The organism is Stenotrophomonas daejeonensis, from assembly GCF_001431505.1.
Lineage (GTDB): Bacteria > Pseudomonadota > Gammaproteobacteria > Xanthomonadales > Xanthomonadaceae > Stenotrophomonas > Stenotrophomonas daejeonensis.
In genome coordinates, this window is the sequence record NZ_LDJP01000037.1 from 39,977 (window position 1) to 60,889 (window position 20,913).

19 protein-coding genes and 1 tRNA gene are annotated in these 20,913 nt (G+C 68.8%); 12 read left to right on the forward strand and 8 right to left on the reverse strand.

Going from position 1 to position 20,913, the window contains the following annotated elements:
- Positions 1-107: 107 nt before the first annotated feature.
- The gene (gene greB, locus ABB34_RS06925) at positions 108-614 is read right to left on the reverse strand and encodes a transcription elongation factor GreB (protein WP_057640519.1); all 507 of its coding nucleotides are present in this window, start codon (positions 612-614) and stop codon (positions 108-110) included.
- A gap of 3 nt (positions 615-617) precedes the next feature.
- The gene (locus tag ABB34_RS06930; RefSeq protein WP_057640520.1) at positions 618-2,180 is read right to left on the reverse strand and encodes a helicase HerA-like domain-containing protein; all 1,563 of its coding nucleotides are present in this window, start codon (positions 2,178-2,180) and stop codon (positions 618-620) included.
- Between the two features lie 122 nt (positions 2,181-2,302).
- Here ABB34_RS06930 and ABB34_RS06935 point away from each other — a divergent pair, with 122 nt between their 5' ends.
- The 9 genes from ABB34_RS06935 to ABB34_RS06975 all read left to right on the forward strand — a co-directional run bounded on the left by ABB34_RS06935 (position 2,303) and on the right by ABB34_RS06975 (position 11,169).
- Positions 2,303-3,877 (forward strand): transglycosylase SLT domain-containing protein, encoded by a 1,575-nt coding sequence (locus tag ABB34_RS06935; RefSeq protein WP_057640572.1) that lies wholly within the window; start codon positions 2,303-2,305, stop codon positions 3,875-3,877.
- Positions 3,878-3,885: 8 nt separating this feature from the next.
- Positions 3,886-4,380 carry a CinA family protein gene (locus tag ABB34_RS06940; RefSeq protein WP_057640521.1) on the forward strand — a complete coding sequence of 165 codons (495 nt, stop codon included), beginning with the start codon at positions 3,886-3,888 and terminating at the stop codon, positions 4,378-4,380.
- A 41-nt stretch (positions 4,381-4,421) separates the two neighbouring features.
- The gene (gene lexA / locus ABB34_RS06945; RefSeq protein WP_057640522.1) at positions 4,422-5,060 is read left to right on the forward strand and encodes a transcriptional repressor LexA; all 639 of its coding nucleotides are present in this window, start codon (positions 4,422-4,424) and stop codon (positions 5,058-5,060) included.
- A 185-nt stretch (positions 5,061-5,245) separates the two neighbouring features.
- A complete protein-coding gene (gene recA / locus ABB34_RS06950) occupies positions 5,246-6,271 on the forward strand; it encodes a recombinase RecA (RefSeq protein ID WP_057640523.1) in 1,026 nt (341 codons plus the stop codon).
- Between the two features lie 126 nt (positions 6,272-6,397).
- Complete coding sequence (gene recX / locus ABB34_RS06955) at positions 6,398-6,895, forward strand: recombination regulator RecX (RefSeq protein WP_057640573.1); 498 nt, start codon at positions 6,398-6,400, stop codon at positions 6,893-6,895.
- A gap of 101 nt (positions 6,896-6,996) precedes the next feature.
- Positions 6,997-9,648: an alanine--tRNA ligase gene (gene alaS, locus ABB34_RS06960; RefSeq protein WP_057640524.1), complete on the forward strand. Its 2,652-nt coding sequence runs from the start codon at positions 6,997-6,999 to the stop codon at positions 9,646-9,648.
- A gap of 137 nt (positions 9,649-9,785) precedes the next feature.
- Positions 9,786-9,989 (forward strand): carbon storage regulator CsrA, encoded by a 204-nt coding sequence (gene csrA / locus ABB34_RS06965; protein ID WP_057640525.1) that lies wholly within the window; start codon positions 9,786-9,788, stop codon positions 9,987-9,989.
- Between the two features lie 78 nt (positions 9,990-10,067).
- Positions 10,068-10,160 (forward strand) — tRNA-Ser (locus ABB34_RS06970).
- A 361-nt stretch (positions 10,161-10,521) separates the two neighbouring features.
- Complete coding sequence (locus ABB34_RS06975) at positions 10,522-11,169, forward strand: response regulator (RefSeq protein ID WP_057640526.1); 648 nt, start codon at positions 10,522-10,524, stop codon at positions 11,167-11,169.
- Between the two features lie 96 nt (positions 11,170-11,265).
- On the opposite strand, the gene ABB34_RS06980 is transcribed toward ABB34_RS06975, so the two are convergent.
- Entirely contained in the window at positions 11,266-14,298 is a 3,033-nt protein-coding gene (locus tag ABB34_RS06980) for an Rne/Rng family ribonuclease (RefSeq protein WP_083490100.1), read from the reverse strand.
- A 404-nt stretch (positions 14,299-14,702) separates the two neighbouring features.
- On the opposite strand from ABB34_RS06980, the gene ABB34_RS06985 reads away from it, so the two are divergent.
- Positions 14,703-15,686 (forward strand): RluA family pseudouridine synthase, encoded by a 984-nt coding sequence (locus ABB34_RS06985; RefSeq protein ID WP_057640527.1) that lies wholly within the window; start codon positions 14,703-14,705, stop codon positions 15,684-15,686.
- Positions 15,687-15,771: 85 nt separating this feature from the next.
- Here ABB34_RS06985 and zupT read toward each other — a convergent pair whose 3' ends face one another.
- From zupT to ABB34_RS07000, 3 genes are read right to left on the reverse strand one after another with little or no spacing between them, the layout of a single operon-like run.
- Positions 15,772-16,575: a zinc transporter ZupT gene (gene zupT / locus ABB34_RS06990; protein ID WP_057640528.1), complete on the reverse strand. Its 804-nt coding sequence runs from the start codon at positions 16,573-16,575 to the stop codon at positions 15,772-15,774.
- 34 nt (positions 16,576-16,609) lie between these two features.
- Positions 16,610-17,026 (reverse strand): energy transducer TonB, encoded by a 417-nt coding sequence (locus ABB34_RS06995; RefSeq protein WP_057640529.1) that lies wholly within the window; start codon positions 17,024-17,026, stop codon positions 16,610-16,612.
- 1 nt (position 17,027) lies between these two features.
- Complete coding sequence (locus ABB34_RS07000; RefSeq protein WP_239737283.1) at positions 17,028-17,375, reverse strand: 4a-hydroxytetrahydrobiopterin dehydratase; 348 nt, start codon at positions 17,373-17,375, stop codon at positions 17,028-17,030.
- A 91-nt stretch (positions 17,376-17,466) separates the two neighbouring features.
- Here ABB34_RS07000 and ABB34_RS07005 point away from each other — a divergent pair, with 91 nt between their 5' ends.
- Both ABB34_RS07005 and ABB34_RS07010 read left to right on the forward strand, forming a co-directional pair.
- A complete protein-coding gene (locus ABB34_RS07005) occupies positions 17,467-18,066 on the forward strand; it encodes an NfuA family Fe-S biogenesis protein (protein WP_057640531.1) in 600 nt (199 codons plus the stop codon).
- Between the two features lie 12 nt (positions 18,067-18,078).
- The gene (locus ABB34_RS07010) at positions 18,079-19,860 is read left to right on the forward strand and encodes a hypothetical protein (RefSeq protein ID WP_057640532.1); all 1,782 of its coding nucleotides are present in this window, start codon (positions 18,079-18,081) and stop codon (positions 19,858-19,860) included.
- Positions 19,861-20,075: 215 nt separating this feature from the next.
- Here the strand turns inward: ABB34_RS07010 and ABB34_RS07015 are convergent, their stop codons facing one another.
- Positions 20,076-20,525 (reverse strand): c-type cytochrome, encoded by a 450-nt coding sequence (locus ABB34_RS07015; RefSeq protein WP_057640533.1) that lies wholly within the window; start codon positions 20,523-20,525, stop codon positions 20,076-20,078.
- Between the two features lie 9 nt (positions 20,526-20,534).
- Entirely contained in the window at positions 20,535-20,897 is a 363-nt protein-coding gene (locus ABB34_RS07020; RefSeq protein WP_057640534.1) for a c-type cytochrome, read from the reverse strand.
- Positions 20,898-20,913 lie beyond the last annotated feature (16 nt).

Sequence of the window (20,913 nt, forward strand, 5' to 3'; positions counted from 1 at the left end):
AGCCCCGCACCTACAGGAAACAAGCATTCCCGTAGGTGCCGGGCTTGCCCGGCACAAGAGGCTTCCCCGGCAATTCCCCAATGGCGGGGCAAACCGCGCGGTTGCAGTCAGCCTTCGCCGTAAGCGATGCCGACCACGGCGAAGCAGGTCGTGCCGCCGGGCAGCTCCACCGTGAATTCGTCGTCGATGCGCTTCTTCAGCAGCGCGCGCGCCAGCGGCGAATCGATGCTGATCCAGCCGGCGCCGGCGTCGGTTTCGTCCGGGCCGACGATGCGGTAGCGGTGGCATTGGCCGCTGTCCACGTTCTCCAGTTCCACCGTGGCGCCGAAGAACACCGCGTCCGGGTCGCTGGGGCGGGCATCGACCACGCGCAGCGCTTCCAGCCGCTTGCTCAGGTAGCGCACGCGGCGGTCGATCTCGCCCAGCTGTTTCTTGCGATAGGTGTACTCGGCGTTTTCCGAACGGTCGCCCTCGGCGGCGGCCGCCGCCAGCGCCTTGACCACCTCGGGCCGGCGCTGCCGCCACAGTTCGTCCAGCTCGGCCTTCAGCCGCGCATGGCCCTGCGCGGTGATCAGCGCGGTGCTCTTTTCCGCGGGGGGACGCCAGCGCGACATGCCTCAGCGCCTGCCGAAGATGCCGCCGAGGATGCCGCGCACGATCTGGTTGCCGATCTGGCCGCCGTACTTCTTGCCGGTCTTGCCCATCACCGATTCGCCGATGGAGCTGCCGACGCTGCGCCCGATCGAGCCGCCGACATTGCGCGTGGTCTGCTTGGCCACCGACTCGACCACGCCCTGGCGGCGGCCGTTGCCGAACAGGAATTCGTTGATCTTCCGGCCGATGCCGCCGCCCTGTTCCCCGCTTGACACCTTGGGCGCCTGCGCCTGCTCGGCAGCCTGCTGCGCGCGCTGGGCCAGCAGTTCGGAGGCCGATTCGCGGTTGATGGCGGTGTCGTAACGGCTGCCCACCGGGCTGCCGGCGCGCACCTGCATGCGTTCGGCCTCGGTGATCGCGCCCATGCGGCAGCGCGGTGGCGCCACCAGCGTCTCCTGCACCGGCGAAGGAATGCCCTTGTCCTGCAGCGTGGACACCAGCGCTTCACCGGTGCCCAGTTGCGACAGCGTGGCGACCACGTCGAGCTTCGGGTTCGGCACGAAGGTCTGCGCGGCGGTCTTCACCGCCTTCTGGTCGCGCGGGGTGAAGGCGCGCAGCGCATGCTGCACGCGGTTGCCGAGCTGGCCGAGGATGTTGCCCGGCACGTCGTCGGGGAACTGCGAGCAGAAATACACGCCCACGCCCTTGGAACGGATCAGCCGCACCACCTGCTCGATGCGCTGCACCAGCGCCGCCGGCGCGCCGTCGAACAGCAGGTGCGCCTCGTCGAAGATGAACACCAGCTTCGGCTTTTCCAGGTCGCCCACTTCCGGCAACTGCTCGAACAATTCGGACAGCAGCCACAGCAGGAAGGTGGAATACAGCCGCGGCTTGAGGATCAGCTGCGCCGCGGCAAGGATGCCGATCACGCCGCGGCCGTCGTGGTTGACGCGCATGATGTCGGCCAGTTCCAGCGCCGGCTCGCCGAAGAACTGCTCGCCGCCGTCCTGCGCCAGCCGCAGCAGCGCGCGCTGGATCGCGGCGATGCTCGGCGCGCTTACCAGCCCGTATTCGGTGGAAACGTCCTTGCGCTCGGCGGCGACCAGGTTCAGCAGCGCGCGCAGGTCGTCCAGGTCGAGCAGCAGCAGGCCGCGGTCGTCGGCTAGCTTGAACACGATGTCGAGCACGCCGGCCTGCGTATCGTTGAGTTCGAGGATGCGGGCGAGCAGGGTCGGCCCCATCTCGCTGACCGTGGTGCGCACCGGGTGGCCCTGCTGGCCGTACAGGTCCCAGAAGATGGTGGGGCTGGCCTGCGCGGTGTAGCCGTCCACGCCGATCTCGGCCGCGCGCGCGGCCAGCTTTTCGTTGATCTCGCCCGGCACCGCCAGCCCGGCCACGTCGCCCTTCACGTCGGCCAGGAACACCGGCACGCCGATCCGGCTGAAGCCCTCGGCCAGCGTCATCAGCGTCACCGTCTTGCCGGTGCCGGTGGCGCCGGCCACCAGCCCGTGGCGGTTGCCGAAGCGCGGCAGCAGGGTGACGGCGACGTCGTCGGTGGTGCCTTTGCCGATCAGGATGGGGTCCATGTACGTGCTCTGCGGTGGCGGGGAAGGGATTCTAACGGCCGACTGTATCGCGGCGCTGGGCCGGTTGCCGCCGGGCGAGGGCGGCGGCTACCCTGCCTGCCTTTCCGTTCGTGCCGCCGCTGATGCCTGTTTTTTTCGCCTCGACCGCTCCGCCCGCCCGCCGCCGTGTCCTGCTGGTTGCCGCCACGCTGCTGCTCGCCGTCCCCGCTGCCCAGGCCCAGCGCGTGTCCGCCCGCGACAAGGCCAAGGTGGACGTGATCGAGCAGCGCATGGCCGCCGCGGAGAAACGCTACACCGACGCGTTGGTGCTGGTCGCCAATGCCGACCCGAAGGGCAGCGCCGAGGGCGACGCGGCGCTGGAGGACATGGAGGACGTCATCGACGCCTGCATCGGCCAGAAGGGCTGCCAGGTGGGCACCTTGCTGTCCACCTACAAGCGCCTGCTGAAGCGGCAGGCCGACGCCAGCGGCGAGGGTGTCGCCGACGAGGCCGGCGACACCCTCGAAGCCGATCCCGACCACGTCGGCCCGCTGGTCGCCGACGTGCCCGAGGCCGCGCGCGCGGCGGCATTGCTCAACGACCACCGCCACGCCTTCGACGACATGGTCGAGTACAACCCGGCCATCCAGGCCGGCATCCGCCGCTGGCTCACCGACATGCGCCCGGCGCTGCTGACCAGCTACGAGAACTACATGAACCTGCGCGCGGTGATGTGGCCGGAGTGGGAGAAGCGCGGCCTGCCCGAGGCGCTGCTGTTCGGCATCATGGCCAAGGAATCCAACGGCCGCGTGCATGCCTCCTCGCGCGTCGGCGCGGCCGGGCTGATGCAGTTCATGCCCGCCACCGGCCGCCGCTTCGGGCTGGGGCCGGACGGCACCGGCTTCGACACGCGCTTTGATCCGCGCAGTGCCGCCGAGGCCAGCGCCGCCTACATGAACGAGCGCATGGGCCAGCTCAACCGCAACATCGAGCTGGCGCTGGCCGCCTACAACGGCGGCGAGGGCCGCGCGCTGCGGGTGTTCAACCAGAGCGCGGGGCAGGGCTTCTGGACCGACTCGGTCTACAGCCAGTTCCCCGGCGAAACCAAGGACTACGTGCCGATGGTGATCGCCGCGGCGTGGATCTTCCTGCACCCGCAGCAGTACGGCGTCGAGTTCCCCAAGGTCAACGCACAGCCGGCGACGATCCGGCTCGCCAAGTCCACCACCATCTACGAGTTGACCATCTGCCTGGGCAGCGCCGGCACCCGCGACGGCTACATGCGCGCGCTGCGCAACCTCAACCCGCGCTACGAGGCCGACGGCTGGATTCCCGCCGGCACTACCCTCAACGCCACCACCCGCATCGCCGGGCTGTACAACCGCCACTGCGTCAACGGCCCGCGCGCAGACCTGGCCCGCGCCCTGATCACCGCCGACCTCAATGCCGCGATCAAGCGCCCCGGTGCCGCCTACAACGGCAGCGTCGCCGTGGGCGACGTGCAGGCGATGCAGGCGGCCGCCGCGGCCGCGCCACCGCGGCCGGTGCAGCGCCCGGCCACGCGCACCCACAAGGTCGTCAAGGGCGATACGCTGGGCCGCATTTCCACCCGCTTCCAGTGCCAGCTGCCGACGCTGGCCCGCGCCAACGGCCTGCGCGCGCCGGCCTATGCCATCCGCCCGGGGCAGGTGCTGAAACTGGAAGGCTGCCGCCGCTGAGAACTGCCATGTCCACCGTTCCCGACGACCTCGAACTGGACCGCCTCGCCGCCCGCCTCGGCGAGCGCCTGAGCGACGCCCACGACCGCGTGGTCACCGCCGAAAGCTGCACCGGGGGCTGGATCGCCAAGGCGATGACCGGCGTGTCCGGTTCGTCGGACTGGTTCGACAGCGGCATGGTCGCCTACAGCTACGAAGCCAAGCAGGCACTGCTCGGCGTGCGCCCGCAGACGCTGGAAAGCGAGGGCGCGGTGAGCCGCGAGACGGTGATCGAGATGGTGTCCGGCGCCCTGGTGCATTCCGGCGCCAGCGTCGCCGTGGCGGTCACCGGCATCGCCGGTCCCGGTGGCGGCAGCACCGACAAGCCGGTCGGCACCGTGTGGATCGGCTGGAAGCGGCGCGGTGGCTACACCCGTGCCGAGCTGTTCCATTTCGACGGCGATCGCGACGCCGTGCGCCGGCAGACCGTGGCCGCCGCCCTGCGCGGGCTGGAGACGCTGTGACCGTTTGACGGAATAGGTCATTAGTAGTAATACTACTAACCATGAACCTGACCGATACCCAGCAGGCCATCCTCGACCTGATCGCCGAGCGCATCGCGGCCGAGGGCGTGCCGCCTTCGCAGACCGAGATCGCCCGCGCCTTCGGCTTCAAGGGCGTGCGCTCGGCCCAGTACCACCTCGATGCCCTCGAAGCGGCCGGCGCCATCGCGCGCGTACCGGGGCGGGCCCGCGGCATCCGGCTGGTGCATGCCGACGACGATGGCGGCGCGCCGGTTACGGCCGCCAACGATGACAATGTGCTGCGCCTGCCGATACTGGGCCGGGTGGCGGCGGGGCTGCCGATCGGCGCCGACATCCGCTCGGACGATTTCGTGGTGCTGGACAAGGTGTTCTTCTCGCCGGCGCCGGACTACCTGCTGAAGGTGCAGGGCGATTCGATGATCGACGAGGGCATCTTCGACGGCGACCTGATCGGCGTGCATCGCACCCGCGACGCCCGTTCCGGGCAGATCGTGGTCGCGCGCATCGACGACGAGATCACCGTCAAGCTGCTGAAGATCGGCAAGGACCGCATCCGCCTGCTGCCGCGCAACCCGGACTACTCGCCGATCGAAGTGCTGCCCGACCAGGACTTCGCCATCGAGGGGCTGTATTGCGGCCTGCTGCGTCCGAACCGGTGAGGCGTCCCCCTTCCGCAGCCGCCGATGCGTGCTTTCCCCATGCCCGGCCGCGGCTGCCACGGCTGCCGGCGGGCAGGCCCGGAAAATAAATTCAACGGTATCGCCGCCAGTCTCAACCTTTGCGATACCGCCCCCCTACAGTGAGCCCCATGACGAAATCCAAATCACCCGCGAGGAACGACCTGATGGACGAGAACAAGAAGCGCGCGCTTGCCGCCGCCCTGAGCCAGATCGAGAAGCAGTTCGGCAAGGGCTCGGTGATGCGCATGGGCGACCGCGTGGTCGAGCCCGTCGAGGCCATTCCCACCGGCTCGCTGATGCTGGACATCGCCCTGGGCATCGGCGGCCTGCCCAAGGGCCGCGTGGTCGAGATCTACGGCCCGGAGTCTTCCGGCAAGACCACCCTGACCCTGCAGGCGATCGCCGAGTGCCAGAAAATGGGTGGCACTGCCGCCTTCATCGATGCCGAGCATGCGCTGGACCCGATCTATGCCGCCAAGCTGGGCGTGAACGTCGACGACCTGCTGCTGTCGCAGCCGGACACCGGTGAGCAGGCGCTGGAAATCGCCGACATGCTGGTGCGCTCCAGCTCGGTGGATATCGTGGTCATCGACTCGGTCGCGGCGCTGACCCCCAAGGCCGAGATCGAGGGCGAGATGGGCGACCAGCTGCCGGGCCTGCAGGCCCGCCTGATGAGCCAGGCGCTGCGCAAGCTGACCGGCAACATCAAGCGTTCCAACACGCTGGTGGTGTTCATCAACCAGCTGCGCATGAAGATCGGCGTGATGATGCCCGGGCAGAGCCCGGAAACCACCACCGGCGGCAACGCGCTGAAGTTCTACGCCTCGGTGCGCCTGGACATCCGCCGCATCGGCGCGATCAAGAAGGGCGACGAAATCATCGGCAACCAGACCAAGATCAAGGTGGTCAAGAACAAGCTGGCGCCCCCGTTCAAGCAGGTCATCACCGAAATCCTGTACGGCGAGGGCATCAGTCGCGAAGGCGAGCTGATCGACATGGGCGTGGACGCCAAGCTCGTGGACAAGGCCGGTGCCTGGTACAGCTACGGCGACGAGCGCATCGGCCAGGGCAAGGACAACGCCCGCGGCTACCTGCGCGACAACCCGCAGGTGGCGGCCAAGCTCGAAGCCGAGCTACGCGAGAAGTTCCAGCCGACCGAGGCCAACCGCGAGGAAGGCGACGAGGATTGATTGCCCGCGGGAGCGGGGCGGCGCATCGTCAGTGACGTCGTCCCGCTCCCGCGGTTTTATGGACACGGGCACCAACCCACGTAGGTGCGGGGCTTGCCCCGCGCATGCGGGATGGCAGGCAACGCGATGAACGACAGCGAAGACCGGCAACCATCCTCCCGTCGCGGCCGGCGGCCGCGCGAGCAGACGCCCTTGCAGCGGGCGCTCGGGCTGCTGGTACGGCGCGAGCATTCGCGCAAGGAACTGGGGCGCAAGCTCCGCGCCAAGGGCATCGACGCCGACGAGGCCGCGGTGGCGGTCGCACGGCTGGCCGAGGAGGGCTGGCAGGACGACGCGCGCTTCGCCGAAGCGCTGGTACGCAACCGCTCCAATGCCGGCTACGGCCCGCTGCATATCCGTGCCGAACTGGGCACGCATGGCCTGGACGGCGAGCAGATCGAGGCGGCGATGGCCACCTTCGAGGGCGACTGGGCCGAAAACGGCCGCGACCTGGTCTGCCGCCGTTTCGGCGAGGACGGGCCGCAGGACCTGGCGCAGCGGCGCAAGGCCGCGGACCTGCTGGCCCGGCGCGGCTTCGACGCCGGCTGCATCCGCAGCGCCACCCGCTACGACCCTGAGGACTGAGAGGGCCGGGCCTGATACCCTTTCAGGGTTTCGTCCGCCCCGGATACCCGTGCGTCCCGCATGGGCGTCGGCGGCCGCCAGCCCGCTCATCGCCAGTCCAAATGAACACACCCGCCAAAGTCACCACCTCCCAGATCCGCGCCGACTTCCTCGCATTCTTCAAGGGCAAGGGCCACACCATCGTGCCGTCCGCGCCGCTGGTGCCGGGCAACGACCCGACCCTGCTGTTCACCAACTCCGGCATGGTGCAGTTCAAGGACGTGTTCCTCGGCGCGGAAAAGCGCAGCTACGTGCGCGCGGCCGACGTACAGCGCTGCCTGCGTGCCGGCGGCAAGCACAACGACCTCGATTCGGTCGGCTACACCGCCCGCCACCACACCTTCTTCGAGATGCTGGGCAACTGGTCCTTCGGCGACTACTTCAAGAAGGACGCCATCGCCTGGGCCTGGGAATTGCTGACCGGCGTCTGGAAGCTGCCGGCCGAGCGCCTGCTGGTCACCGTCTACCACAACGACGACGAGGCCTACGCGCTGTGGCGCGACATGGTCGGCGTGCCGGAAGAGCGCATCGTGCGCATCGGCGACAACAAGGGCGCGCCGTATGCCTCGGACAACTTCTGGCAGATGGCCGACACCGGCCCGTGCGGCCCCTGCACCGAGATCTTCTACGACCACGGCGAGCACATCGCCGGTGGCCCGCCGGGCTCGCCGGACGAGGACGGCGACCGCTTCATCGAGATATGGAACCTGGTGTTCATGCAGTTCGACCGCCAGCCCGACGGCACCCTGGTGCCGCTGCCGGCACCGTGCGTGGATACCGGCATGGGCCTGGAACGCCTGGCCGCGATCCTGCAGCACGTCCACACCAACTACGAAATCGACCTGTTCCAGACCCTGATCGGCAGGGCCGCCGCACTCACCGGCACCGCCGATCTGGAAAACAAGTCGCTGCGCGTGATCGCCGACCACATCCGCGCCTGCGCGTTCCTGATCGTCGATGGCGTGCTGCCGTCCAACGAAGGCCGCGGCTACGTGCTGCGCCGGATCATCCGCCGCGCCTTGCGCCATGGCTGGATGCTGGGCGTGCGCCAGCCGTTCTTCAGCGCGATGGTGCCGACGCTGGTCGAACTGATGGGCGAGGCCTACCCGGAACTGCCGGCCGCCGCCGCGACCGTGGAGAAGGCGCTGTTGGCCGAAGAGGAACGCTTCGCCGAGACGCTGGACGCCGGCATGAAGATCTTCGACGACGTCGCGGCCAAGGTCGGCGACGGCATCATCCCCGGCGCCGAGGCGTTCCGCCTGTACGACACCTATGGTTTCCCGGTCGACCTGACCGCCGACATCGCCCGCGAGCGCGGCATGACCGTGGACATGGCCGGCTTCGACAGCGCGATGGAACACCAGCGCGAGATGGCGCGTGCCGCCGGCAAGTTCGGCGGCGGCGTGCAGCTGCCGGCCGAACTGGTCGCCACGCTGTCGCCGACCGTGTTCCTCGGCTACGAACAGTTGCAGGCCGATGGCCTGAAGGTCGTCGCGCTGCTCAAGGATGGCCGCCCGGTCGACACCGTGCAGGCCGGCGATGCGGTGATCGTGTTCACCGCGCAGACGCCGTTCTATGCCGAGTCCGGCGGTCAGGTGGGCGACCACGGCGTGTTGTCCGCCAATGGCGTGGAAATCGCCGTCAGCGACACGCAGAAGTTCGCCGGCCAGTTCCACGGCCACGTCGGCACCGTGAAGCAGGGCACGATCAAGCTGGGCGACGTGCTGTCCGGCGCGATCGACACCACCCGCCGCGGCGCCACCATCCTCAACCACTCGGCCACCCACCTGCTGCACGCCGCGCTGCGCGAGGTGCTGGGCACCCACGTGCAGCAGAAGGGCTCGCTGGTGGCACCGGACCGCCTGCGCTTCGACTTCTCGCATTTCCAGCCGATCACCGCCGAGGAACTGGCGCTAGTCGAGCGCAAGGTCAACGAGCAGGTGCGCGCCAACAACGCCGCCGAAGTGCACCACATGGGCATGCAGGAAGCGCTGGACTTCGGCGCGATGGCGCTGTTCGGCGAGAAGTACGGCGAGCACGTGCGCGTGCTGAAGATGGGCGACTATTCCACCGAACTGTGCGGCGGCACCCATGTCGCGCGCACCGGCGACATCGGCCTGTTCAAGATCACCTCCGAAGGCGGCGTGTCCTCCGGCGTGCGCCGCATCGAAGCGGTGACCGGGCAGGGCGCGCTGGACCACGTGGACGCGGAGGAGGCGCGCCTGGCCGAGGCCGCGCACTTGTTGGGCGGCGCCGCCAGCGACGTGGTCGACAAGATCCGCCAGCTCGGCGAGCGTCAGAAGAAGCTGGAGCGCGAACTGGAAGCGCTCAAGGCCAAGCTGGCTTCCGGCGCCACCGCGGACCTTGGCGCTTCGGCCGTCGCTATCAACGGCGTGAAGGTGCTGGCCGCGCGCCTGGAGGGCTTCGACGCCAAGGCCCTGCGCGAGGCGGTGGACCGCCTGAAGCAGCAGCTGGGCGACGCGGTGGTCCTGCTGGCCGGTACGCAGGACGGCAAGGCCTCGCTGGTGGCCGGCGTGAGCGGCGCGGCGCTGGGCCGGGTCAAGGCCGGGGAACTGCTGGCCCATGTCGCTGGTCAGATCGGTGGCAAGGGCGGTGGCCGTCCCGACATGGCGCAGGGCGGTGGAGAGGATGGCCCGAAGCTGGTCGCCGCGCTCGAAGGCGTGTCGGAATGGGTCAGGCCGCACCTGGCGTGAACGCAATGTACCGGCGCGCCTTGAAGCCATTGGCGTCCTGCCAGTAACATTGGCAATCTTTCCCTTTGTCGTGGGGCGCAGGCAACAGGCGCGCCGATACCGGTGGGGAACCCCGCCGGTTAATGGAGATTCTCAAAATGTTGATCCTGACTCGCCGCGTAGGCGAAACCCTGATGATCGGTGATTCGGTCAGCGTCACCGTGCTTGGCGTCAAGGGCAACCAGGTGCGTATCGGCATCACCGCCCCGAAGGACGTGGCGGTGCACCGCGAGGAAATCTTCCAGCGCATCCAGCGCGGTGACGAACCCGCGGCGCCGGGAAGCAAAGAAACTTCCGAATAAGGGTTTACCTTTCACCCTGTTAAACGGTATTCTTCGCGCCCTGCTTCGCGGCGCGAGGCAGGGAAAAGAAAGAAAAACGGAGTGATGCCCGAGAGGCCGAAGGGGCTCCCCTGCTAAGGGAGTATAGGGTCAAAAGCTCTATCGAGGGTTCGAATCCCTCTCACTCCGCCAGAACTGAAAGCGCCTGCGATCGATGATCCGCAGGCGCTTTTGTTTTTGGCATCGTGTATGGTCGTGCATGATTCGTTTGACCCCGGAGTGGGGCTGGGCCACCTCCGGGGTATCCCTAACTGCGGGTAGGGGATGCCCTGATGCAAGGGCATCGGCAATCCGCGCATTGTGCTCAGGGTCGGCCGCATGACATCCGTGCGATGGGGGAGGGGACGATCCCCCGCGTCAGCCGGCATTTTTCTGATTGATAATACACATGGCTTTCGCCATGACGGGCGCTGGCGCTGCCATCGCCCGCCTGCCCGGACACGGGGCGCGGCGAGTCACAACTGTCACCTGTTTGCCAGGGAGAGGAGTGCGCATGACCATCAGGGTATTTCTCATCGACGACCACGCGCTGGTGCGCACCGGCATCAAGATGATTCTTTCCGGTGAGACCGACATCGAGGTGGTGGGTGAGGCGGAAAACGGCGAGACGGGGCTGCCGCAGATACGGCGCCTGCAGCCGGACGTGGTGTTGTGCGACCTGCACCTGCCGGGGTTGAGCGGGCTGGAGATCACCGAACGCATCGTCAAGGGCGACCACGGCACCCGGGTCATCGTGGTCTCGGTGTCCGAGGATGGGCCGATGCCGCGGCGGCTGCTGGAAGCCGGGGCGTCGGGATACGTGGGCAAAGGCGGCGATGCGAAGGAACTGGTGCGCGCCATCCACGACGTGGCGCTGGGCCGTCGCTACCTGTCCAGCCACATTGCGCAGAATCTGGCGTTGTCGAACCTGGAGGGGAGCGACTCGCCGTTCGACGGGCTTTCGCCGCGCGAGCTGGAAGTGGCATTGCTGCTGATGCAGGGGCGGCGGCAGGAGGAGATCGCGCGCCGGCTCAGCCTCAGCGCCAAGACCGTGAACACGCACAAGGCGCGCCTGTTCCAGAAGACCGGGGTGCACGACAACATCGCGCTGGTGCGTCTGGCGGCGCAGTACGGCGTGATGGATCCGGCCAAGGCGATTTGAGCCGAAGGCCTCCTGTCCTGCGTGTGGGAAACGGGAAGCCGGGAAACGAAAAAGCGGCCATCAGGCCGCTTTTTCGTTGTTGACGACAGCGCCTGCTCAGGCGCTGCGGGGTTGGTCGTCGTCCGTCTTGGCGTCGTCCACCGCAGCGGTTTCTTCCGCCGGCAGAGCAGTCGTTTCGTCGTCAGCTGCGTTGGCGTTCGCCGACTCGGTTTTCGTTGCCGGTGCTTCGGCGAAAAGCTGGCCGTTTTCCGGCGCGGCAGGTGCTGACGGAGTGGCTGCCTGTTCGTGGATGGGGTATTCCTCCACGACCGGCGGCGCTGCCACGACCGGATCGACCGGTTCAGCCGCGGCGGGGGGCGCCGGCTCCTGGACTGCTTCCGGCGCCGGCTGTGCAGCCACTTCCGCTACCGGTGAGGTTTTGACCGTTGCTGTTTCCACGGCTTCGGGAGCGGTCGGATGGCTGGCCTCGACCACCTCGACCGGCGGCGTGACCGCTTCCGTGCTTGCCGCCGGCGCTTCCGTTGCGACGGGTTCGAGGACCAGGTCGGTGGTGGCAGGCTCCGCCTTCACCACGGGAGCCGGCGCAGCGGTTTCCTGCACGCGAGCAGGTGCCGGGGTATCCACCGTTGCAGCAGCGGTGACCGGCTCGTCGTCGAAATCGAACTCGGGCTGGGCCGTGGCCGGGCGGGTCGCGTTGGACTCGTTGGTTTCGGTAGCCGTGTCCTCGTCGCCGTCTTCGCCAGCATCGTCATCCTGGTTCGGGTTGTCGATGGCAGTGCTGCCGTCGGCATTGCCGCGACGACGGCGGCGGCCACCGCGACGGCCGCGGCGACGGCGGCTGCCTTCACCACCGGTTTCCTCGGCTGCTGCTGCGGGGGCGGTTGCATCGTCGATGACGGCGGGAGCGGCGGCCTGCTGTTCGGTCTGAACGGCTGCAACTGCTTCCGCTGCCGCGGGGGCTTCCTTCGGCAACGTCTCGATGGCGGCCGTGGCTTCCGTTGCAACCACGGTGGCTGTGGCGGCGGCCGGCGCGATTACCGGGCGGGCTGCTTCGGGCTGGGACTGGCGGGCCGGCTTTTCGGTCACCTGCTGTGCAGGCTTTTCCTTCTCGACGGCCTGCTGCGGCTTCTGCTGCTGCGGCTTGGGTTGCTTCTGCTGCCGGGGCTGTTGCTGCTCGTTGTTGCGCGGTGGCTTGTTGGCCTGCTGCTGGCCCTGTTCATTGCGCTGCTTGGGCTGCTGGCCGGCGTTCTTCTGTTCCTGCGGATTGCCGTTGCCGTTCTGGCGGCGCTGCTCGTCACGGCGGTTGCCGCGCGGCTGCGGGTTGTTGCCGTTGCGGCGCTGGCCACGGTCGTTGCGGTTGCCGCGGCCGTTGTCCTGGCGTTGCGGTTGGGCCGGCTTCGCGGCGGGGGCGGTTTCGCCGCCGAAGACGCGCTTGAGCCAACCCATCACGCCGCCCGCGACGGGGGCGGCCGGAGTGGCAACCGGAGCCGGGGCGGGAGCCGTTTCGGCCACTTCGCGTACCGGGGCCGGCTGGCTGTGCTTGACGTGGGTGACGGCCGGCGCCGGCGGGATGTTCAGCTGCGCCTTGGTCAACGCGTGCACCGGCAGCCTGCGCGGGGTGCCGCGCTGGTAGCTGGGCTTGCCGGATTCCTCGCCCAGCTCGTTGTCGCGCAGGCGCGTGACTTCGTAGTGCGGGGTGTGCAACTGCTCGTCGGCGACGATGATGATCGGCGCGTCGTGGCGCTGCTCGATCTCGCGCAGCGCGCCGCGCTTCTCGTTGAGCAGGAAGTTGGCGATCTCCACCGGGGCCTGCACCAGCACCTGCCCGGTGTTCTCCTTCATCGCGTGTTCCTCGGCGACGCGGATGATCGACAGCGACAGCGATTCGATGCTGCGCATGCGGCCCTGGCCGTCGCAGCGCGGGCACACGATCTGGCTGGATTCGCCCAGGCTCGGGCGCAGGCGCTGGCGGCTCATCTCCATCAGGCCGAAGCGCGAGATGCGGCCCAGCTGCACGCGGGCGCGGTCGTACTTGAGCGCGTTCTGCAGGCGGTTCTCGACTTCGCGCTGGTGCTTGTTGCTGGACATGTCGATGAAGTCGATCACCACCAGCCCGCCCAGGTCGCGCAGGCGCAGCTGGCGCGCCACTTCCTCGGCGGCCTCCAGGTTGGTCTGGAACGCGGTGTCCTCGATGTCGCTGCCCTTGGTGGCGCGCGCCGAGTTGACGTCCACCGCGGTCAGCGCCTCGGTCTGGTCGACCACGATCGAGCCGCCGGAAGGCAGGCGCACGTTGCGCTCGTAGATCGCCTCGATCTGCGATTCGATCTGGAAGCGGTTGAACAGCGGGATGTCGTCCTTGTAGTGCTTGAGCTTGCGCAGGGTCTGCGGCATCACCTGCTGCATGAACTCGCGCGCGGTCTCGTACAGCTCCTCGGTATCGACCAGGATCTCGCCGATGTCGGCGCGCAGGTAGTCACGCAGGGCGCGCACGATCAGCCGCGATTCCTGGTAGATCAGGAACGGCGCCGGCTTGGCCAGCGCGGCCTCGGCGATGGAGCGCCAGACGCTGAGCAGGTAGTCCAGGTCCCACTGCAGTTCTTCGGCATCGCGGCCGACGCCGGCGGTGCGGATGATCACGCCCATGTCGTCGGGGATGTTCAGCTTGTCCAGCGCTTCCTTCAGCGCGGCGCGGTCCTCGCCCTCGATGCGGCGCGAGACGCCGCCGGCCGACGGCGAGTTCGGCATCAGCACCATGTAGCGGCCGGCCAGCGAGATGAAGGTGGTCAGGGCGGCGCCCTTGTTGCCGCGCTCGTCCTTGTCCACCTGGACGACGATTTCCTGCCCTTCGCGCAGCAGTTCGCGGATGCCGGCCTTGTTGTGGTCGACGCCGCTCTGGAAGTAGTCGCGGGAGATTTCCTTCAGCGGCAGGAAGCCGTGGCGGTCGGCGCCGTAGTCGACGAAGGCGGCTTCGAGGGAGGGTTCGAGCCGGGTGATGCGGCCCTTGTAGATGTTGGACTTCTTCTGTTCCTTGGACGGCTGTTCGATGTCGATGTCGTACAGGGTCTGGCCGTCCACGATGGCCACGCGCAGTTCTTCGGCCTGCGTGGCATTGATCAGCATTCGCTTCATTGTGCGTTCCTCGCGCGCTGCTACCGCGCGGAACGCCGTGGCGTTTGGCCTCTGGACACGGCTCGCCGCCCATTCGCGCAGGCGCGGACAGGGCGGCTTGGGTTTCCAGCGCTGCGACACCACGGCAGGCCGCGGGAGCGCTTCTTGTTCAAGTTTTCAGGTGTTTCGGGACCGGCGGCGGCCCCAGCCAAGCTGGAGCGCCGCGCGGGGCATGTTCAGCGCGAATGCTTGTCAGGCACTCGGCGATGGCCGGGAACGCCGGTGAGCCGCTAACATGGCCGCCCCGGGGGCGGTGGCCGCGCACTGTGCCGGATCCGTCGGGAGCGGGGCTTCTGGCCCTGACCAACTTCCAACGAAATCAAACCCTTATATCGCCCGCCGAGTGTAGCAGAATAAACAGGCCGATGACCGACTCCGAACACCGCCGCAACCCGTCCGCGGCCAAATCCAGCGTGCGCCTGATCAAGGTTCCGGAAGACCGGGCCGGGCAGCGCCTGGACAACTTCCTGCTGGGCCAGCTCAAGGGCGCCCCGCGCAGCCTGGTCTACAAGCTGGTGCGCAGCGGCCAGGTGCGGGTCAACGGCGGCCGCGCCAAGGCCGAGCGTAAGCTGGAAGCGGGCGAGGAGGTGCGGGTACCGCCGGTCAATCTCAGTGAAGTCGGAGACAAGACGCCGCCGCCGGCCGGCTTCCTGCAGCGCATGGAGCAGGCCATCGTGTTCGAGGACGCGCGGCTGCTGGTCATCAACAAGCCCTCCGGGGTCGCCAGCCACGGCGGCAGCGGCATCAGCCACGGCGCCATCGAAACCATGCGTGCGCTGCGCCCGAACCAGACGCTGGAGCTGGTGCACCGGCTGGACCGGGATACCTCCGGGCTGCTGGTGATGGCCAAGAAGCGCTCGGCGCTGAGCGAGTTGCAGGCGCTGCTGCGCGAAGACCACGGCGCCACCGGGGGGATCCGCAAGCGCTACCTGACCCTGCTGGCCGGGCGCATGCCCGATGGCGTGATGAGCGTGGATGCACCCCTGCACGTCGGCCTGCGCCAGGGCGGCGAGCGCCATGTGCAGGTGAATGCCGCCGGCAAGCCGTCGCTGAGCCACTTCAGGGTGCTGGAGCGGCGCGGCGGCCATTCCTATTGCGAGGTACGGATCGAGACCGGGCGCACCCACCAGATCCGCGTGCATGCCCTGCACATCGGCCACCCGGTGGCCGGCGACGACAAGTACGGCGACCCGGCGGTCAACAAGCGCCTGCGCGAGCAGGCGGGGTTGAAGCGGCTGTTCCTGCATGCGGCATCACTGGAGTTCGCATTGGATGCCGGCAAGACGCCCTACGTACTGAATGCGCCGCTGGCGCCGGAGCTGGCCGAGGTGCTGGACAGGCTGGGGTGAGGCCGTAGGAGCGCACCTTGGTGCGCGATGGGGCTGTACCGGGAAAACCCCATCGCGCACCAAGGTGCGCTCCTACGGTGGGTGGTCACCACTTGAACAGCACCAGGCTGATCGCCAGCGTCGCCATGCCGGAGACCAGCCCGTAGACGGTTTCGTGGCCCTTGGCGTAGCGCTTGGCCGCCGGCAGCAGTTCGTCCAGGGCGAGGAACACCATCACCCCGGCGATCATGCCGAACACGATGCCGAAGGTGCTGTGCGACAGCACGCCGGACAGCGCGAAATAGCCGATCGCCGCACCCACCGGTTCGGCCAGCCCCGACAGCAGGCTGGCGCCGAAGGCATAGAACTTGTTGTTGGTGGCGAAATACACCGGCACCGCGATGGCGATGCCCTCGGGGATGTTGTGGATGGCGATGGCGAACGCCAGCGGCATGCCCACCGAGGGGCTTTCCAGCGTGGCGAAGAAGGTCGCCAGCCCTTCCGGGAAGTTGTGCGCGGTGATCGCCACCGCGGTCAGCAGGCCGACGCGGCGGATGTAGCTGCGGTTGTCGTCGCGGAACAGCGGGTCCTGCTTGTCCAGGCTTTCGTGCGGGTTGGGGATCAGGTGATCGATGCCGACGATCAGCAGCACCCCGGCCAGGAACGACAGCGTGCCCCAGGTGAAGCCCAGCCGCTCGCCGTGCGCCAGCGCGAACGAGGCGATCGACTTGTTGAGGATTTCCGACAGCGACACGTACACCATCGCGCCGCCGGCGAAGGCCAGCCCGAACGCCAGCAGGCGCGGGTTGGGGCGGCGCGAGAACAGCACCATCAGGCTGCCGATGGCGGTGGCCAGGCCGGCGGCCAGGGTCAGCGCGAAGGCGACCCAGAGGTTTTCGGTGGAGATCACGAAGGCCGCTCGATGTGGGGGAAGAGGCGGTGCATCAACCGCCGCGGCGCATCCGTTCCTCGATGGCGAAGCACTCGTCGGGCTTGGGCTGCGGCGGGTTGAAGCTGACCGGCACCTGGATGGTGGTGGAAACCGGCTGGCCGTTGCGGGTGGCGGCCTTGAACTTCCATTCGCGCACGCGGGCGGCGGCCGCTTCGTCCAGCTGGCCGTTGCCGCTGCTGGCGACCAGCGAGACGTTGGTGGGCGCGCCTTCCGGCCCGACCACGACCTTCAGCACGCTCTTGCCGCCGACGCCGGCGCAGGCCAGCTCGGGCGGGTAGTCCGGCGGCGGCGTCTGCACCGCGGCGACTTCGGTGGGGGCGACGGCCGGCGCCGCGGGCTGCTCGGAGGACGTGCAGGCACCGAGCAGGGCGGCGAGGCAGAGGGAAGCGGACAGCAGGTATGGCTTCATGTCATTGCTCCGTCAGCGCCGATGCCTTGGCGGCACAGATGAAATCGTTCTCGCTCAGGCCGCCCACGTCGTGGGTGGAAAAGCGCACCACCGCGCGGTCGTAGTGCACGCCGAGGTCGGGGTGGTGGTCTTCGCGGTGGGCGATCCACGCCAGCGCATTCACGAATGCGATGGTGCGGTGGTAGTCGTCGAAACGGAAGGTGCGCAGCAGCGCCTGGCCGTTCTCGGCCAGCTCCCAGCCCGGCACCTGCGGCAGCAGTTCGGCCAGCCGGGCCTCGCCGAGGCGGTGTTCGCTGCCTTTGCGCGGCAGGCAGTGCGCCTGCGCCAGTGGAATCAGATCAGGGGCCACGACAACCTCCATCGAAGAAAGGACCGCAAGGGTGCCACCGGTGGAAACAGCGTCCCGCCAGCGGCAACCAAGACCCGGCTAGAATACCCGCATGATCCAGATTTCAGATACCGCGCAGAGCCATTTCCGCAAGTTGATCGAACGCGAGGCGATACCGGGCATGGGCGTGCGCCTGAGCGCGGTGGAGCCGGGGACGCCGCGCGCCGATGCGCGCCTGGAGTTCGCCGAGCCGGCCGACCTGCAGGGCGACGAGTGGGCGGTGGACTGCGACGGTTTCACGCTGTACGTGGCGGCCGCCAGCGTGGCATGGCTGGACGGCGCCGAGATCGACTACGTCACCCAGGCCGCCGGCACCCGGCAGCTGACCATCAAGGCACCGAAGATCAAGGGCGAGGTGCCGGGCGAGGCGGCCTCGCTGGTCGAGCGCGTGCACTGGGTGGTGGAGAACGAGGTCAACCCGCAGCTGGCCTCGCATGGCGGCCACGTCGCGGTGCAGGAGGTTTCCGCCGATGGCGTGGTGCTGCTGCGCTTCGGCGGTGGTTGCCACGGTTGCGGCATGGCCGACGTGACCTTGAAGCAGGGCATCGAGAAGACCCTGCTGGCCCGCGTGCCCGGCGTGACCGCGGTGCGCGACGCCACCGACCACGACAGTGGTCACGCGCCCTACATCCCGCGCGGCAAGGCGGGCTGAGCCGCTTCCGGCATGCCGGTGCCATCGGTAGCCGAGTTGATCGACCTGCTGGCGGCGCGTGGCCGGGCCGTGCGGCTGCACGACCGTCGTACCGGCATGCCGTACAGCTGGAGCGGCTGGCTACGCGGTTGGGCGTCGCGGGTGAAGTCGGCCTTCGTGCCGGCTGAAATGATCGGCGTGGTAGCGGGAAGGACGCTGCCGCCTGAACGCAGGCCACCCGCGCGGGCCTTCTGGCAGGTGATGTTGCTGCTGCTCTGGCATGGCGGCGAATCGCCGCCGCGCGACCAGCGCGGCCTGCGCTGGTTTGCCGCTTTCTTCAGCGTCGCCTTGCATCTGGTGTTCGCGATATTGCTGGTGTGGGTGGCGCTGGTGCGCAGCAACGTGCCCGACGAGCGTGCCGATGAAGGCGAACGGGTGCAGGTCGAATACATCGGCCGTGGCACGGTGCAGGAAGAAGGTGGCGGCGCCCCGGCGGCGCCGGCCGGGGCACAGGCACCCGCCGTGGCACGTGGCGACCGGCCCGCAGGTGGCAGGCCGGCCCCGGTGCAACCGGAAGCGGTGCCGCTCGCGGAACCGGCTGTACCGGTGGAGCAGGCCGTCGCCGCACGAGCGCAACCGGCGGAAACGACGCCCGTGCCGGTAGATGCCCCCGCGCCGGCGCCGGCTTCCGAACAATCGTTGCAGGCAACCGAGACCCCACGGCCGACCACGGATTTCGTGGTGCCGCCGCCCAGTCTGGTTGCCCCGGTACTGCATGCGCCGGAGCCACGGGTGCGCGAGCGCAGCATCGAGACTGTGGTCGAACGCCCGCAGCCGGTGCAGGCGGTGCGCGCCCCGGTCATCGCATCGCCGCGGGTGGAGGCTCCGCAGGTACAGGTCCGCGAGCGGCAAATCGAAGTGGTGCCGCAGCAACAGGTGGCCTTGGCGCCGCTCGCCCCGCGCGATGCGCAGGTGCGGTTGCGCACGCCGGAACCGGGTGTGCGCGAACGGCAGATCGAGGTGGCGACCTCGCGGGAAGTGGAGATGGCGCCGGTGCGCCCGCGTGAAACGGAAGTGCGGCTGCAAGGGCCGGATGTGGCCGTGCGCGAGCGGCAGGTGCCGGGTGTGCAGGAAGCTCCGGCGGTGGCATCGTCGACGGCGGGTGAGGAAGCTGCGGCAACGGCCGAGCAGGGCCTGGCAGCGGCCGCGACTCCGGCTGCGGGCGCGGCGGAATCGAGCGCCGCGCCCGCGCCCGCCCCCGCTGCGCGTCCGGGCACCAGCCCGGGGGCCGGCCCCAGGCCGCAGGACCGGTCCGGTGGCTGGGCGACGCCGGACCGTTCGGATGACTGGGGTGCTTCGCAACGCCAGGCGGCGGGAAATGCGGGTGGGCAGGCTGACAAGGGCTTGTTCAATGCCGACGGCAGTGTGCGCCTGGCCGATGATGGCGAGGGGCGCGGGCAGGACGCCACACGCGGCGCGCCGGGGGGCGATTCGGACAGCTGGAGCCGCGAACGCATCGCCCAGGCCGGCACCTGGCTCAAGCGACCGCCGTACGACTACACCCCGACCTCGTTCGACAAGTACTGGGTGCCCAACGAATCGCTGTTGGCCGAATGGGTGCGCAAGGGCATCAAGAACATCGAGATCCCGATTCCGGGCACGAAGACGAAGATTTCCTGCGTAGTGTCGATGCTGCAGTTCGGTGGCGGCTGCGGCCTGACCAACCCGGACATGCAGGAACAACCAGCCAGCGCCCGCCCGCCGCCGGACATTCCGTTCAAGAAGGAACTGCAGGAAGACAACGGCAGCCGTTGATGCAGGGGGGGGCGATGGCGATGGACGTTGCGGAACGTGGCGGTGGCATGCCACTCACGGCAACCCCTTGGCACCTGCCGGGTCGCCAAGGGGAAGAACCGTTTGTCGTAGATGCGGGGCTTGCCCCGCATGGGGCCCTGCCGGCAAAGCTTCATGCGGGGCAAGCCCCGCATCTACGGCATGCCGGCCCGGCGGACAGCCGGGTGAAGAGAGCCTTACTTCAGCCCGTGCAGGTCGCGCAGCTGGCTCGGGCGCGAGCCGAACCAGGCGGCCAGGTCGGCGATGTCCTGATCGCTGAGGTTGGCGGCCTGCGGCGACATCAGCATGTGCTCGCGGTCGCCGCTGCGGTAGGCCTGCAGCGCGTGGGCCAGGTAGTCGCCGTATTGGCCGCCCAGGCGCGGATAGGTGGCGTCGATGGGCTGGTTGCCGTCGGCGCCGTGGCAGTCGATGCAGCTCTGGCCGGTGGCTTGGCCCTTGCTGTTGGCCAGTTGCTCGCCGATGGCGATGCGCCCCTGCGGCAGGCCGGCGGAAGAACTGGAGCCGTGCTCGCCGCTGGCGTGGCCGGGGTCGGTGGCGGAGTGGTCGGCGGATCCGGAACAGGCGGCCAGGGTGCAGGCCGCAAACAGGGCGATGGCAATACGCGTGGCGTGCGTGGCTTTCGACATGAGCGGCGCTTACTTGATGGTGGAGAGGTAGGCGGCGAGATCGGCGATGTCCTGCGTGCCGAAGCTCATCGATTGCGCCTGCATGGTCGGGTGCTTGCGCTTGCCCTCGCGGTATTCGGTCAGCGCCTGGGTCAGGTATTGGGCCGATTGGCCGCCGATCTTCGGCACCCGGTAGCTGGGGTAGGCGTTCTTGTAGCCGGTGATGCCGTGGCAGCCCTGGCAGGTGTAGGCCAGCACCCTGCCGGCTTCGGCGTTGCCGGTGGTGGCCGCCGGCGTGGCGGCGGGTTCGGGCTGCGGTTCGGCCTGCGCGGCGGCCCCGAAGGGCAGGGCGAGGGCCAGAGCAAGACAAGCGGCGAGCGGCTGCGGGCGCATGGTTTCCTTGTCCGGG